Origin of the sequence: Aerococcus mictus, assembly GCF_003286595.3 — a bacterium.
Classification (GTDB): domain Bacteria; phylum Bacillota; class Bacilli; order Lactobacillales; family Aerococcaceae; genus Aerococcus; species Aerococcus mictus.
Window position 1 is genome coordinate 1,344,078 of the sequence record NZ_CP132985.1, and the last position, 13,791, is coordinate 1,357,868.

Genomic DNA, 13,791 nt, shown 5'->3' on the forward strand with positions numbered 1-13,791 from the left:
TATAAAAAGACTTTTAAGCACATATATTAAAAAAGTGACGAAGGCTAGCTCCCGTCACTTTCACTTTCTTCTTTAAGCAGAATCTCAGGAAAATCTAAACTTATCATGAATTGTTCATTTTGAATATCCCCTGCCATCTTTATCCCCATCTTCTTGGCAGCGGATTGAACAATATTAAGACCTAGGCCTGAACCTCCCGACTGACGGTAGTCGCTGCCTTGCTGAAAACGTTGGAAAAGGTCAGCCAGTGGGCGAGAAAGCGGCTGGGCTAGATCATTTTTAATCACTAAGAAGCCTTTATCATCCAAACTGATCTCAACTTTTTTATCCCCATGGACGAGGACATTCTTGATTAAATTCTCAAAAATCCACTGTAAGAGATGAGTGTCTCCCTGAATATAGAGGGCTCGGTCAGGTAAGGAAAAATCTAAATCCATCCCCTGCGCTTGGAAACTATTGTAGTAGGCTAGAAAATGGTTGACCAGGTTTTCCTTTAAATCAATTTTCTCTAGCGCTAAAGGATAATCATCGTCTTCAATTGTCATATAGGTAAAGAGCTGGTCCAGTAACAGGGTCAAGCGGTCTAAACGTTCAGATAAGTTAGCCAGGTAATGCTTGCGTTCTGATTCCGAATTGGATTCAGCCAAGAGTTGGAGATAACCTTTAATGGAAGTCAGTGGTGTGCGGACATCATGTGAGAGATTCAACAAAAGCTCTTGTTGCAGGCGGTCTTTCTTCTCTAAAGCCAGGCGCAGATCTCGTTCCTTAGTCAGGCTGGCGTTAATACTTTTTGTCAGGCGGTCAAAGGCAGGACTATAAAGTCGCTGCCTGATGAGTTGATTCGTCTTGCGTTTATTAATCTCATCTAACTGCCAGCTGAGATAAGTAACTTCCTTTTGACTCAGATAGAGAAATATCAAGAGGATCATAATGATTACAAAGGCGATGATTAAATAAGGCACCAGCTCACCCTTTCTATTTTTTTACCCAGTATAAGCAAAAAGCTCTGGCCTTGCTAGGAAAATTTAGCAAAACCAGAGCCCGTATACAATTATCTAATGGTCAAAGTGAAAATCCATTTTGTGAATTCGCTGATAGTTAAATAAAGTGACCAGGATAATCTGACTAAGTGCTAAGAGAAGGAGTTCTAAGAACTGCCCGCTTTGGGCAAAATCAATCCCTTCATAGCGGATAAAGAAGAGCCACTTGGCTAAGGGGAGCTGGAGCCATTGACCAATAAAAGAAATTAAAGAGGACAGCATCCCCACAGATACCAAAGCCCCAATTAAGACGCTCACCGTCCGACTCTGACTCAGGAGTGTGATTGAGGAGCAAATTGCCATAATCGTCACCAAGAGACATTCGACTAGGATAAAGTGCTTGCCTAAAGTTAAAAAGTTTAAGTCAGTAAAGGCTTGGCCAGAGAGGTAATGTGTGATGGTTCCGAAGACCAATCCCAATAATAAGGAGAGTGCTCCATAAGCGAGAGCTACACCAAATTTAGCAAAAAGCCAGCACCTGCGCGCATTTTCTAGGGGAAGAAGGTTCTTCAAGTAGCCCGAAGAGAAGTCTATACCCAAGAAGAGGACAAAGAATATCCAGGAAAACTTAGTCATGTTCATCATGAAGGACCAAGCGGCCCGGTCCACTTTAAAATTAGCGTAGGCTTCCTGGTGTAAAACTTGGTAAGCCTCTTCATCCAAGGTCGGACTGGGCGCAGGTTCAAATTCAATACCGGCCTGCTCATCAGCTGGCATGGTGGCTTTCTTCTCATAGTTTGCCTGATCTCGGTCTTGCTTTTGCTTATAGATTTGGTAGTCTTGCCCGTAACCGTAGCGTTGAGTGACATGATAGCCAATGCCCCCTATAAGAAACATCAAGCAAATAATCACATAGAGAGCGGGACTTTTAAGCATTTTTTTCAGATCAAAGCGGATAAAATTAAGCATCATTCCCACCCCCGGTTAATTGCATATAGTAGTCTTCCAGAGAATTTCCCGAGTAAGCAAAGCTTTCAAATAGAATCCCTGCGCGTATGAGGCTATGGGGAATTTTTTCGGCTTGGTCCAAGTATTCATAAATATAAAGGGTGTGGTCATCGACCACTAAGAAGTCCTTAAGGTTAAGATTTTCTTCCAAGTAAGCGAGGACGGTTCTGAGATCATGACTTCTTAAGACATACTTGTTACGATTTTCTTTTTCCAGTTCTTGCTTACTCACTTCTTTAACCAAAATTCCTTGGTGGATGATGCCGATCTTATCAATCATCTTAGCCAGCTCACTGAGAATATGGCTAGAGATCATGATAGTCAGCCCTCTTTCCTGATTGAGCCGCTGGATCAGCTTTCTAAAATCAGCAATTCCTTGAGGATCCAAACCATTAGTCGGTTCATCGAGGAGCAAAATATCGGGATCCCCTACCAGTGCTAGGGCCAGACTTAAGCGCTGCTTCATTCCTAAAGAAAAGCTTTTGGCCTTTTTCTGCTTGACTTGCCCTAATCCGACCAGTTCTAAAAGCTCTTGGACATAGCCCGGCCTTCGAATGCCCATGGCCTCACATTTAAGCATGAGATTATCCCGAGCTGATAGGTGAGGATACAGCCCCGGGCCTTCAATCATCATCCCAAGTCTCAGATCATGCGCCCTGCTGTCCACCCTTTCATTAAAGAAAGTGTAGTACCCAGATGTCGCTTGAATCTGTCGACTTAATATCTTTAGAAGCGTGGTCTTCCCCGCTCCATTCCTACCTACTAACCCATAAATCTCCCCTGCTTTTATTTGGATAGAGACTTGATCTAAGGCCACCTGCTGACCATAGCTTTTAGATAAATTATCGGTTTCAATTGCTAAATTCGCCATACTGCTATTCCTTTCTTTTTCTTAAGCCTATTATAAAAAATGAAGACTCAGAATGAATAAAGGAAGTGCAAAGAAAGTTCAAAGAATGTTAGAGTGCGACAGTCACACCAAAGGACGAAAGCACTGGAGAAAACTGGAATAAGCTCAACAAAGTTGAGCGTTTCCAGTTTTTGAAGTGGACGTTCGTCCTGTGACTGGAGCAGGTTTGTAAAGGATGTGAGGAAGGATCAGGGAGGGAGATTCCTTGGAAGAAAAGATGATAAGATCAGCTTGCTGATCGTTCAACTTTTCTGAAAGGACATCCCCTACCCCTTCCGAACTCAACTACAGAGTGCGACCGTTACAACAAAGGACGAACGAACACTAAAAAAAGTCATTCACTTTGACAATTCTTATAAACGAAATCCTAGCCCCCAGATAGTTTCAATCCAGTCTTTACCACTGACTGCTTTCAGTTTCTTACGCAAGTTAGATATATGCACACTAAGGGTCTTGTCATCGCCAAAGTAAGCTTCCTGCCAAGCCCCTTCATAGATCTCTTGCTTAGAAAAGATTCGCTTAGGATAAGTCAATAAGAGCCTAAGAATCGCCCGCTCACGTGGAGTAAGTGACAATTCCTTTCCCTGATAGCTAATCAACTGATTAGCTTGATCTAGACTTAAACCTTGACAGGAAATTATTTCCGTATTAGAAGAGCAAGTCCCCTGCTTATTTTTTAACTGAATCTCAATTCGAGCCATGAGTTCGTTTAAGTCGTAGGGTTTGACCATATAATCGTTAGCACCCGCCCTTAATAAAGATACCTTACTTGTGGAGGAATCTTTGGCTGACAGGACAATAACGGGAGTATTATTTTCTTTTCGCAAATTGCTTAGGAAGTCTTCCCCTGTCATGCCGGGCAACATCAAATCCAGAAGTATTAGGTCAAAGGCTGCTTTATCAAGATTAAGTAAGGCTTCCGTTCCTGAATAAGCCTGTTTATAGTCATAGCCTTCGCGCTTTAATTTCTCACTTAGCATGTCTTGGATACTAGGATCATCTTCTACAATTAAAATAGTGGTCATTTCATCCCTCCTGTTTATTTTTTTAAAACTTCCTTTGGCTTGTTTGATCATATTAGCATAAAAGCTTGACAAAATCCGCTTGAATTGAGTAGAATATAAGAGTTGTTACTTCTCGGGGTAGCTCAGCTGGATAGAGCAACGGTCTTCTAAACCGTGGGTCGCGAGTTCGAATCTCGCTCTCGAGATAAACGAGTGCATAAAATAAACACTCAAGCAAGTTAAAAAGCTGGTAGATTAATTTCTACCAGCTTTTTTCTATAGATTGATTTTAAGAGACTTATGATAATAAAAATTTCATTTTGGTAATTAACTTTGAGCAGTAGTGGCGCTTTGAAAGTTGGGTCTTAGCCATGACTAAGCAAGCGATGTGAAATATCGGCTAGTAGGCATCAGCCGTACTAGCCGTTTGAAGCTCGCTAGGCGAGAGACCTCGTGCTCGAGCCGGTGCCATGGCTTTTCAAGACCCAAACTTCAAAAGCAGAACTGATGCTCCCTGTTCTTTTACTCTGTTTTAGGAAGCGGAAGATAGTCGGGCTTATAACCCATAATCTGATAAGATTCGCTTTCCCTATCGAATTCAAATTTTTCAATATAAAAACGGTTTTGCCAACCTAGCCATTCATTGGCAGCTTCTGGGGCGACTTGGACAGCAAAAGGTTGATAGATATCCTTAACCTGGTCAATAATTGCCTGACGCAAGGCTTCAATATCCTGGCTATCCTGAGCCGACATTAAAAGATGTGGACTTGAGGGTGTAAGAACCTCTTGGTCTGACTCCACTTGGTCACGCTTATTATAGATATAGAGCTTGGGCAGGTCTTGCATATCCAAGTCTTCAAGTAATTGATTGACCACAGCCTCTTGTTCTAAGGCAAAAGCCGAAGAGGCATCCACCACAATCATCAATAAGTCCACATTACGACTCTCTTCCAGGGTTGAATGGAAAGCATCGATAATCATGGGTGGCAGATCTTGGATAAAACCAACCGTATCTGTCAGGGTAATTTCAAAATGATTAGGTAAACTAAATTTCCGCGTTAAAGGCGTTAAGGTAGCGAAAAGTTGGTCAGCCTGGTAGGTTTGGGCATCAGTTAAGGCATTTATCAAGGTCGACTTGCCGGCATTGGTATAGCCTAAGAGACCGATTTTAAATAGGCCTGACTTTTGCCGCCGTTCCCGAGTTAATTCTCTTTGCTTTTCCACTTCTTTTAATTCATGGCGAATTTTTTGAATTTCGTTGCGGAGAACGCGACGGTCTTGTTCCAACTTAGTTTCCCCTGGACCCCGAGTACCGATCCCCCCACCGAGACGGGATAAGACTGTCCCCATCCCAGCTAATCGGGGTAAGAGGTATTCATTCTGGGCCAAGGCCACCTGCAATTTCCCTTCTTTAGACGTTGCGCGGCTAGCAAATATATCTAGGATTAATTGGACCCGGTCAATGACGGGACAATCAATAGCCTCTTGCAGGTTGCGGTTTTGTGAAGGCGACAATTGTTGGTAGAAAATCACCAAGTCAATGTCTAACTCCTGGCTCAGGTCATGAATTTCTCGAACCTTACCGCTCCCGATCAGGTAACGGGCATCTTCTTGGTCGCGTTTCTGACTTTGCCGGCTGACTACTTGACCACCCGCAGTTTCTACTAAAGCTGCTAATTCATCCATTTGCATGGTGAAACGCAGGTCAGTGGTTTGAGGGAGTTGTAAACCGATTATTAATACATTTTCTGGCATAGAAACCTCCTTTCACTCTCTATTCTTCTAAGAAAGCTGCCACATCACTAATTACAGTGGCTAAGCTATCCTCTTTTTCAACTAAATTATACCAGTGAACCTGGTCCATCCGATTCTTCAGCCAGGTCAACTGCCGTTTGGCATAGCGTCTCGAATTCCGCTTCAGCCGGTTGAGGCTAGTCTCTAAGTCCTCTTCTCCCCTTAAATAGGGAAAGACTTCCTTGTAGCCGATGGATTGTAAGCTTTGGCTTTTAGGATCTAGGTCTTGATCTAAGAGCCACTGGGCTTCCTGAAGTAAACCCTGGTCTACCATCAGGTCCACCCTATGATTAATGCGCTCATACAAACGCTGGCGGTCACAGTGAAGACCGATGAAGTAATAGTCATAGGGGCTGTGATGGTCGTCATGAGTTTCCTTGGCTTGAGAGAAGAGCTGATCAGAAAAGGTTCCCACCTCTAAAGCGCGGATCACTCGCTTAACATTATTGGGATGGATCTTTTCCGCCGCTTGGGGATCTAAGTCGACTAACTTTTGGTGGAGGGCTTGGTTACCGTGATTATCTGCAAAGGCTTCCATTTGCCGTCTAAAGTCTGGCCGAGGCTCAACCTGCCCCCCTAAAGAAAGGTCGAAGAGAAAAGACTCCAGATAGAGTCCTGTTCCCCCAACTAAAATGGGCAAATCTTGGTCCGCTTCAATTGCTTCAACTTCCGATTCAGCGTCCCGCTTAAAGTCAGCCACCGTATAAGGCTGGTCAACTGACCTGATATCGAGTAAATGATGGGGAATCCCCTGTCTTTCATCTAGAGTCGCCTTAGCGGTACCGATATCTAAGCCCTGATAAACTTGCATGGCGTCCCCATTAATGACCTGACCATGGAAATGCTTGGCCAATTCAATACTTAGGGCGGTTTTACCTACGGCGGTAGGACCACCAACGCAAATTAGCTTAGTCTTCATGAATATCTTGCCTTCTTTGTTGACGATAGTCTTGAGCTTGTTTCAACTGGTCTTGGGCAGCCCGGCGACTGGCTTCAGTCATGACTTCACCAGTCGTCATGTGGCCAATCTCACCAATTCGTTCCTCTTCATTCAAGCGGCTCACTTGGGTTTGGGTCTGATCTTCATCACTAACTTTAGCGATATGTAATTGCTGGTCAGCCATAGCAGCCACTTGGGGCAGGTGGGAAATACACAGGACTTGGGCTGATAAGGCAATTTCAAACATCTTGTTAGCAATGGCTTGGGCCACCCGTCCACTCACCCCGGTATCCACTTCGTCAAAGACCACCGTAGAAGTGGGTCGACTAGCCTGTAAGATGGCCTTAATGGCTAAAATAATCCGCGAGAGTTCCCCACCACTGGCAATTTTATGTAAGGGGCGCAAGGGTTCGCCAGGGTTGGTTTGGATATAGAAGGTCACTTCATCCGCTCCGGAAGCAGCAAAGCTTTTCCTTTGTTTAAAGTCAACCGCAAAGCGGGTATTCTTCATATACAAGTCGGCCAGCTGTTCTTCAATAGCTGCTTCCAATTCTTCCGCGATCACTAAACGTTTGTGATGGAGGGCCTTGGCAGACTTAGCAATGGCTTGCTTGGCCTGCTTAAAGTCAGCTTCTAATTCTTCTTGATGGTTTTCCCGGTCTTGTAAGTCTTGGTAGTCCTTTTGAGCCTCTTGATAATAGGCTAAGATTTCAGCAATCGACTTGCCATACTTATGCTTCAATTGGTCAATCGTGGCTAACCGTTCTTCAATCTGGTCCAAGCGTCTAGGGTCAAAGGATAAGGCATCCAAGTTATCGCGGATACTGTAAGCCAGTTCCTGGACACTGTAGTAGGCGGATTGGGCTTGTTCATAATAAGCCTTATAATCACTATCCAAGTCTTCAATTTGTCCCAGAGCCTGGCTTGACTCACTCAGTAAGTCCACTGCATTGCCCTCTCCTTCTGACAAAGCATTGAGCGCCTGGCCTAGGGAAGCAACAATATTTTGATAGCTTTGCAGCTTTTGCCGTTCTTCGGTTAATTCATCGTCCTCGCCATCGACCAATTGGGCCAGTTCAATTTCATTAAGCTGAAACTTCAATAAATCCAGACGTTGGGCCACTTCTTGCTCATTTAAGGCAAAGTCTTTGATGGCTTTTTTAGCCTGGCGATAGTTTTGATAGTCATTTTCGTAGGCTTCCTTCTCTTGGGCAATCCGCTTACCGGCATATTGGTCTAAGAGGTCCAGGTGGTTTTTAGGGTCAAGTAAGGTTTGGTGTTCATTTTGCCCATGGATTTCCAGTAAATAATCGCCCAATTCCTTGAGTAGAGAAACCGTTAAGGGCACGCCATTCACCTTGATGGTGTTACGCCCCTTTTGGTCTAAGGTCCGGGTAATTAGTAATTGATCATCCTCAAAGGGGATCTCTTGGTCCTTGAGGAAGTCCCGACCTGCTTGGGAAAAATCAGGCAGGTAAAAAATCCCCCGTAATTTTAATGCCTTGGTTCCATAGCGAATAAAGTCGACTGAACCCCGACCACCAGCTAAGAGCCCGAGAGCATCGATAATGATAGACTTCCCTGCCCCTGTTTCCCCGGTGAGGACCGTCATGCCTTCATCAAAGTCAATGGTCACTTGGTCGATAATGGCAAAATTTTCAATGACGATATTTTGTAACATGACCCCTTTTCCTTTCTAGTGAAATTGTTGGTGGGCGGCTTGGACGACTTCCTGACTATTGACATGATCAGAAATTTCTCCCTGATGGTCTTCTTGGTGGTTTTCTAACAGAGTTAGAAACTCGATATTTCCGGTTCCGCCAGTAATTGGGGAATAGGTCAGGTCTAAGACATCGTAGCCCATTTCAGTCGCCGCTTGGAAGATCATTTCAATGACTTCTTCATGGATTTTTCCGTCCCGGACTAATCCTTTCTTCCCTACCTTATCCTTACCCGCCTCAAATTGGGGCTTAATCAAAGCCACCACCTTGCCTTGGTCTTTAAGGATGGCTTTAAGTGGCGGCAGGATGAGTTTTAAGGAGATAAAGGAAACATCGATAACCGCAATATCTGGCACACCTTCAGTAAAATCTTCCGGTTGGCTGTAACGGAAATTGGTCTGCTCCATCACGGTCACCCGGTCATCATTACGGATTTTCCAATCCAGTTGGTTGGTCCCTACATCCAAGGCATAGGAATGGACTGCTCCGTTTTGGAGAGCCACATCAGTAAAGCCTCCGGTAGAAGAACCGATATCTAAAACATTTAAACCGGTAAAGTCTAAGCCAAATTCCTTGATGGCCTTTTCCAATTTAAAGCCACCCCGAGACACATAGGGCAGTTCATGGCCCTTTCTTTCTAGGACCGATTCGACGGGAATTTTTTCTCCGGCCTTGTCAATTCGTTCTTGTTTTTCATTATAGATCTTGCCCGCCATGATTAGACGCTTAGCCTTTTCCCGAGAATCGGCTAGCCCTTGGCGGACCACCATAATATCTGCACGTTCTTTTGTCATGGCTATCCCTTTCCATAATCCATGCTGAGGTAATTGAGGAAGTCGCTTAATAATTCAGGATCAAAGTCCTCTGAATGATTGCTTAAATCATCCAGGGCGGCTTGGCAGGCTTGGCGTTCATTATCCAAAGCATCAAGAGCCCCCTCTTTACCGATGAGACTAGGATAAGTATTCTTATCACTGTCTAGGTCCCCGTGCGACTTCTTGCCCCGTTCTTCATCCGTCCACATGACTTCTTGGAGGTCGTTTTGAATTTGATAGGCAATGCCAAAGTGCTTAGCATATCTAGCTAACGAATCCTTAGCAGCCGTGTCAAGATTCATAATTAAAGCGGGAGCCATGATGGCAAAGTATATCAGGGCACCGGTCTTCTTAGCATGTAAGTTTTTAAGTTCTTCGATTTTTAACTGCTTTTCTTCACTAGCCATATCCATAATCTGTCCGTCTACCATGCCTGACTTGCCCGCCGCTTGCGCTAAAAGTTGGACCAGTTGCAGGCTTAGCTTAGGATCAATGTCTTCCTGACCTTGGCTTAAGACTTCAAAGGCTAGGGTCAGTAAGGCATCTCCTGCTAAAATAGCCGTGGCTTCGTCAAACTTCTTATGGTTGGTAAGTTGCCCGCGACGGTAGTCATCATTATCCATGGCCGGTAAATCGTCATGGATCAAGGAATAGGTATGGATATATTCCAGGGCACAGGCTGGCTCCAAACCTAAATGATAATCATAGCCAAAACTCGCTAGCGTGGCTAATAAGAGGCTAGGACGGAGGCGTTTGCCTCCATTTTCTAAGGAATAGCGCATGGAAGCTAGCAAACTGTCCTGGCTATCTTGACCTAAGTGGTCGATTAATGCCGCCTCTAAATCACTGTTAATGCTTTGGCGGAAGCTCTTCAAATCCATTATTGGTCCTCATTTCCCTTAGCAACTTCAAATTCTTCCAATTCATCCTGGTCGTTCATGAGTTTAGCCATGGTTTTTTCGGCCTTTTCTAAGCTTTGGCTACAGTAATTAGAGAGCTTGACCCCCCTTTGAAAGGCATCCATGGATTCTTTCAGAGGGATGTCGCCGTTTTGTAGTTGAGCGACAATGCCTTCCAATTCCTTTAAAGCTTCTTCAAAGCTGAGTTCCTCAATCTTACTATTCATCATCATTCTCCTTATTCTGTAATGGCTGTAGAGCTTCTTTCTTGGATCCGATAACCTGACTGTTTAAGTAACCATCAGCTAGTCTGAGCTGGACATTATCGCCAATAGCCACTTGGTCAACCGATTCCACCGGCACTTGATTCTTACTGAGGTAGACATAGCCGCCCGATAAACGCTTGAGGGGAGACAAGAGGTCTAACTTACCCGCCAATTGCTGTAATTGGTATTGCTTACGTTCCAGAAGTTGCCCTTGGACTTGGCGTAATGACTCACCTAGATTCGCTAACTTGTGCTTGTTTTCTAAGACTAAGAGCTTAGGACTTAAGCCTTGTAATTCCGATTGGACCTGTCTCAGCCGTCGTTCCTCTTGGTAAAGCTTGTTAGACACCAGGTCATTCAAACGGTTATCTAAGTCGGCCAACTTGAGCCGATAACCGTCATACATTTTCTCCGGTTGCTTGAAGAGATAGGATGACTTGACCTGTTGTAAGCGGTGTTTGAAGTAGTTCAAACGGTTGAGTTGGATTTGAACCAGGCGCTGCTTATAGTCGTTAATAGTAAAGATTAGGTCATTGAGAACTGGAGTTGCCAGTTCAGCAGCCGCTGTTGGGGTGGCCGCCCGCTGGTCACTGACATAGTCCGACAAGGTTGTATCAGTTTCGTGACCAATGGATGAGATGACTGGCGTTTGACAAGCAGCAATGGCCCGGACAACTTCCTCTTCATTAAAGCACCACAAGTCTTCAATAGAACCCCCGCCTCGACCAATAATAATGGTATCGTATTCGCCACTTTGGTCAGCTCTTTGCAGGTTCTTAACGATGCTCATAGCGGCTTGTTGGCCTTGGACCACGGTTGGATAGAGGACAATCTGGACAATAGGATAGCGGCGTCTAGCGGTGGTAATAATATCGCGAATGACTGCCCCTGATGGTGAGGTCACGACCGCAATCCGCTTGGGGTACTTAGGGATGGGCTTGGCTTCAAAAGTAAAGAGCCCTTCTTCGCCTAATTTTTGCTTCAATTGTTCAAAGCGGACATAAAACTGGCCGATCCCATCCGGCTGGATATGGTCAATAATGATGGAATAGCGGCCCGTTTTTTCATAGAGACTCAGTCTGCCGATGACTTGGACCTTCATGCCATCTTCTAAGTCGAAATTGAGTTTGGAAAAGGTCCCCCGAAAGATGATGGCTGAAATATAGGCGTCGTCATCCTTGAGGCCAAAATATTGGTGCTTATTCTTGCCCCGGTTACGGAAGCCTGACACCTCGCCCACCAAATGGACCGTTTGCATATAGGGGTCACGGTCAAACTTGGCCTTAATGTATTTGGTTAATTGCGAGACCGAGAGATACTGGTCTTGGGCATCATTCATTCATAACCCTCGTTTCTATGGCGTGGATTAATTGATCAAAGATCAAGGTCGTAGTTAAGGGGCCTACCCCACCTGGAACTGGGGTTAACCAGCCTTGCTTACTTTCCAAGGCTTCAAAATCAACGTCCCCGCTGACTTTTCCCTTTTCATCATAGTTGGTTCCTATGTCAATGACTACCGCACCCTCCTTCACCATATCGGCTTGGATAAAGTGGGGCTTACCGATCGCAACACAGAGGATATCGGCTGCTCGAGTAATGGCTGTTAAATCTTTTGTATGGGAGTGGCAGACGGTAACGGTAGCGTGGCGAGAGAGGAGTAATTGGGATAAGGGCTTGCCAACAATATTGCTGCGGCCGATAACTACGGCTTGCTTACCCGCAATCTCAATTCCGGAAGCTTCGATTAAACGCAAAGCAGAAAGCGCAGTATTCGGAATCATCTTAGGGGTCCCTTTTAATAAATAGCCCAGGTTGAGGGGATGGAGGCCATCCAAGTCTTTTTCTGGGGCAATGGCTTCAATGACTGCTTGTTCATCGATATGCTTAGGCAGGGGCATTTCTACCATAACTCCGTGGATATTAGGATCCGCATTTTTTTCTTTAATGGCTTGGACTAATTCCGCAGTCGAAGTGGCTTCTTTTAGGGAGATAAAATCATAGGTCACCCCTAATTTTTCCGCTAGACGGCCTTTGACCTTAGCATAGGCAGCACTGGCATCATCACTCTCCACTAGAAAGGTCACCATCCGTGGCTGAATCCCCTGGTCTTTTAAGGCGGCCACCCGCTGGCTTAACTCAGCCTTCAGGGGCTCTGTAATCGTCTTCGCTTGCAATGCTTGCATGTTATCGCTCCATTCACTTTACAAATTCTCTTACCACTAAGTATATAAGAATTTTCTCTAAAACAAAAGTCAGGAAAACAGGTCAAAAAAGCCCTGAACCACTCAAGCGAACAAAGATCGATAGTGAAAACTACCTGCTTCTGTTCGTCAAGTGGTGGTCAGGGCTGACTATTAAAGCACATATTTATTTAACAAGAGACCTTGATAAAATCACCAATGACCTTAATTAGAGGTCTTCTTCTGATTGCTTGTCTTCGGCTGTGGCTAAGATACTGGAAAGAACGCCATTGATAAAGCGCCGGGAAGCTTCGTCGGAATAGCGACGAGCTAAGTGAATCGCCTCGTCAACTGCAACCACTCCCGGTACCCGGTCATGGTTCCCATAAAGAATCTCATAGGCGCCTACCCTTAAAATAGCCAGATTCATCGCCTCCAAGCGTTTGAGTGACCACTTGCCTTGGATGTGGTCTTCAATAGCTTGGTCAATACTTGCTTGGTGGGACGCAATCCCATCTAAAAGTTCTTGGTAATAAGGCGGTAAGCTGAGCTCCTCATCTTCTGAGACAGCCGCTTGTTTAAAGCGCTTATCGCCCTTCATTTCCCCTTGGCTCTTCTCCAAAGGAAGGCCTTGACTCTTCAATTGGTCCAATTGTTCTTCATCAATTTCTTCATAGCTCAATTGATCTTCTAGATCGTCAAGATTGGCTAATAAGTAAGCAAAGCTCTCTTCTTTCGTGCTTTCTGGCACCATGGCCTCTTGGTAGAGGGTGAGTACCGCTAGTTCACGTATTTGTGATAATCCTAAATTCATTATTGCCACCTAACTATTGTTCCCAAATGGCGAGATCGCAAACCACAACATTGACCCGGTCTACCAGAATATCTGTCATTTCATAGATCGTTTCTTTAACATGTTTTTGTAAAGCCAACATGGTTTTAGGAATGTCGCGGCCATATTCACTGACGACTGCCATTTCAACCACCACTTGGCCAGACTCATCATTATAGAGTCTGACACTGTTAGCTTTTGAAAAGAAGGCTTGGAATGAGCCTTGGTATTCATTGATCGGTAGCGCACCTTCGATATGTTCACAAGCAATGCGGGCTATGGTTTCAATCACTTCTGGAGCTATATTGATACTTCCCTTAGCATCCACTTCATGGGAAAGGACTTCTTGTGCTTTTGATGTTGTCATATTATCGCCTCTCTTCATGACATGATTCTTTATGAGATAGACAAAAGGATTTTCTACTTGACCAGTAACTGACGG

At 44.7% G+C, this 13,791-nt stretch carries 14 protein-coding genes and 1 tRNA gene; 1 reads left to right on the forward strand and 14 read right to left on the reverse strand.

What is annotated here, in order from left to right:
- Positions 1 to 44: 44 nt before the first annotated feature.
- The 4 genes from DBT49_RS06170 to DBT49_RS06185 all read right to left on the reverse strand — a co-directional run bounded on the left by DBT49_RS06170 (position 45) and on the right by DBT49_RS06185 (position 3,923).
- Positions 45 to 962 (reverse strand): sensor histidine kinase, encoded by a 918-nt coding sequence (locus DBT49_RS06170; RefSeq protein WP_070559886.1) that lies wholly within the window; start codon positions 960 to 962, stop codon positions 45 to 47.
- Positions 963 to 1,055: 93 nt separating this feature from the next.
- Positions 1,056 to 1,952: a hypothetical protein gene (locus DBT49_RS06175; RefSeq protein WP_141745215.1), complete on the reverse strand. Its 897-nt coding sequence runs from the start codon at positions 1,950 to 1,952 to the stop codon at positions 1,056 to 1,058.
- Complete coding sequence (locus tag DBT49_RS06180; RefSeq protein WP_070559882.1) at positions 1,942 to 2,859, reverse strand: ABC transporter ATP-binding protein; 918 nt, start codon at positions 2,857 to 2,859, stop codon at positions 1,942 to 1,944. The genes DBT49_RS06175 and DBT49_RS06180 overlap by 11 nt, the downstream gene beginning before the upstream one ends.
- A gap of 392 nt (positions 2,860 to 3,251) precedes the next feature.
- Positions 3,252 to 3,923 carry a response regulator transcription factor gene (locus tag DBT49_RS06185; protein WP_070559881.1) on the reverse strand — a complete coding sequence of 224 codons (672 nt, stop codon included), beginning with the start codon at positions 3,921 to 3,923 and terminating at the stop codon, positions 3,252 to 3,254.
- Positions 3,924 to 4,034: 111 nt separating this feature from the next.
- On the opposite strand from DBT49_RS06185, the gene DBT49_RS06190 reads away from it, so the two are divergent.
- Positions 4,035 to 4,108 (forward strand) — tRNA-Arg (locus DBT49_RS06190).
- Positions 4,109 to 4,424: 316 nt separating this feature from the next.
- Here the strand turns inward: DBT49_RS06190 and hflX are convergent.
- The 10 genes from hflX to DBT49_RS06240 form a co-directional block, all read right to left on the reverse strand.
- A complete protein-coding gene (gene hflX, locus DBT49_RS06195) occupies positions 4,425 to 5,657 on the reverse strand; it encodes a GTPase HflX (RefSeq protein WP_101560440.1) in 1,233 nt (410 codons plus the stop codon).
- A gap of 19 nt (positions 5,658 to 5,676) precedes the next feature.
- A complete protein-coding gene (gene miaA / locus DBT49_RS06200) occupies positions 5,677 to 6,615 on the reverse strand; it encodes a tRNA (adenosine(37)-N6)-dimethylallyltransferase MiaA (protein ID WP_070559877.1) in 939 nt (312 codons plus the stop codon).
- The gene (gene recN / locus DBT49_RS06205) at positions 6,605 to 8,317 is read right to left on the reverse strand and encodes a DNA repair protein RecN (RefSeq protein ID WP_070559875.1); all 1,713 of its coding nucleotides are present in this window, start codon (positions 8,315 to 8,317) and stop codon (positions 6,605 to 6,607) included. The genes miaA and recN overlap by 11 nt, the downstream gene beginning before the upstream one ends.
- Positions 8,318 to 8,332: 15 nt before the next feature.
- The gene (locus DBT49_RS06210; RefSeq protein WP_070559874.1) at positions 8,333 to 9,151 is read right to left on the reverse strand and encodes a TlyA family RNA methyltransferase; all 819 of its coding nucleotides are present in this window, start codon (positions 9,149 to 9,151) and stop codon (positions 8,333 to 8,335) included.
- A 2-nt stretch (positions 9,152 to 9,153) separates the two neighbouring features.
- Positions 9,154 to 10,053 carry a polyprenyl synthetase family protein gene (locus DBT49_RS06215; protein ID WP_070559872.1) on the reverse strand — a complete coding sequence of 300 codons (900 nt, stop codon included), beginning with the start codon at positions 10,051 to 10,053 and terminating at the stop codon, positions 9,154 to 9,156.
- On the reverse strand, positions 10,053 to 10,298 hold the full coding sequence (locus DBT49_RS06220; RefSeq protein ID WP_013669827.1) for an exodeoxyribonuclease VII small subunit: 246 nt from the start codon (positions 10,296 to 10,298) through the stop codon (positions 10,053 to 10,055). The genes DBT49_RS06215 and DBT49_RS06220 overlap by 1 nt, the downstream gene beginning before the upstream one ends.
- A complete protein-coding gene (gene xseA / locus DBT49_RS06225) occupies positions 10,291 to 11,676 on the reverse strand; it encodes an exodeoxyribonuclease VII large subunit (RefSeq protein ID WP_070559871.1) in 1,386 nt (461 codons plus the stop codon). The genes DBT49_RS06220 and xseA overlap by 8 nt, the downstream gene beginning before the upstream one ends.
- Positions 11,669 to 12,520, reverse strand: a complete 852-nt coding sequence (locus DBT49_RS06230) for a bifunctional 5,10-methylenetetrahydrofolate dehydrogenase/5,10-methenyltetrahydrofolate cyclohydrolase (RefSeq protein ID WP_070559869.1) — start codon at positions 12,518 to 12,520, stop codon at positions 11,669 to 11,671. Before DBT49_RS06230 ends, xseA begins: the two co-directional genes overlap by 8 nt.
- Before the next feature lie 226 nt (positions 12,521 to 12,746).
- Positions 12,747 to 13,331 (reverse strand): transcription antitermination factor NusB, encoded by a 585-nt coding sequence (gene nusB / locus DBT49_RS06235; protein WP_070559867.1) that lies wholly within the window; start codon positions 13,329 to 13,331, stop codon positions 12,747 to 12,749.
- Between the two features lie 13 nt (positions 13,332 to 13,344).
- Positions 13,345 to 13,716: an Asp23/Gls24 family envelope stress response protein gene (locus DBT49_RS06240; RefSeq protein WP_168163203.1), complete on the reverse strand. Its 372-nt coding sequence runs from the start codon at positions 13,714 to 13,716 to the stop codon at positions 13,345 to 13,347.
- Positions 13,717 to 13,791 lie beyond the last annotated feature (75 nt).

Excerpts from the sequence above, each read along its gene's own strand:
- recN (WP_070559875.1), bottom strand. The coding sequence starts at position 8,317 with ATGTTACAAAATATCGTCATTGAAAATTTTGCCATTATCGACCAAGTG.
- xseA (WP_070559871.1), bottom strand. The coding sequence starts at position 11,676 with ATGAATGATGCCCAAGACCAGTATCTCTCGGTCTCGCAATTAACCAAA.
- DBT49_RS06210 (WP_070559874.1), bottom strand. The coding sequence starts at position 9,151 with ATGACAAAAGAACGTGCAGATATTATGGTGGTCCGCCAAGGGCTAGCC.
- DBT49_RS06215 (WP_070559872.1), bottom strand. The coding sequence starts at position 10,053 with ATGGATTTGAAGAGCTTCCGCCAAAGCATTAACAGTGATTTAGAGGCG.
- DBT49_RS06180 (WP_070559882.1), bottom strand. The coding sequence starts at position 2,859 with ATGGCGAATTTAGCAATTGAAACCGATAATTTATCTAAAAGCTATGGT.
- DBT49_RS06230 (WP_070559869.1), bottom strand. The coding sequence starts at position 12,520 with ATGCAAGCATTGCAAGCGAAGACGATTACAGAGCCCCTGAAGGCTGAG.
- DBT49_RS06185 (WP_070559881.1), bottom strand. The coding sequence starts at position 3,923 with ATGACCACTATTTTAATTGTAGAAGATGATCCTAGTATCCAAGACATG.
- DBT49_RS06240 (WP_168163203.1), bottom strand. The coding sequence starts at position 13,716 with ATGACAACATCAAAAGCACAAGAAGTCCTTTCCCATGAAGTGGATGCT.
- DBT49_RS06175 (WP_141745215.1), bottom strand. The coding sequence starts at position 1,952 with ATGATGCTTAATTTTATCCGCTTTGATCTGAAAAAAATGCTTAAAAGT.
- DBT49_RS06220 (WP_013669827.1), bottom strand. The coding sequence starts at position 10,298 with ATGAATAGTAAGATTGAGGAACTCAGCTTTGAAGAAGCTTTAAAGGAA.
- hflX (WP_101560440.1), bottom strand. The coding sequence starts at position 5,657 with ATGCCAGAAAATGTATTAATAATCGGTTTACAACTCCCTCAAACCACT.
- miaA (WP_070559877.1), bottom strand. The coding sequence starts at position 6,615 with ATGAAGACTAAGCTAATTTGCGTTGGTGGTCCTACCGCCGTAGGTAAA.
- nusB (WP_070559867.1), bottom strand. The coding sequence starts at position 13,331 with ATGAATTTAGGATTATCACAAATACGTGAACTAGCGGTACTCACCCTC.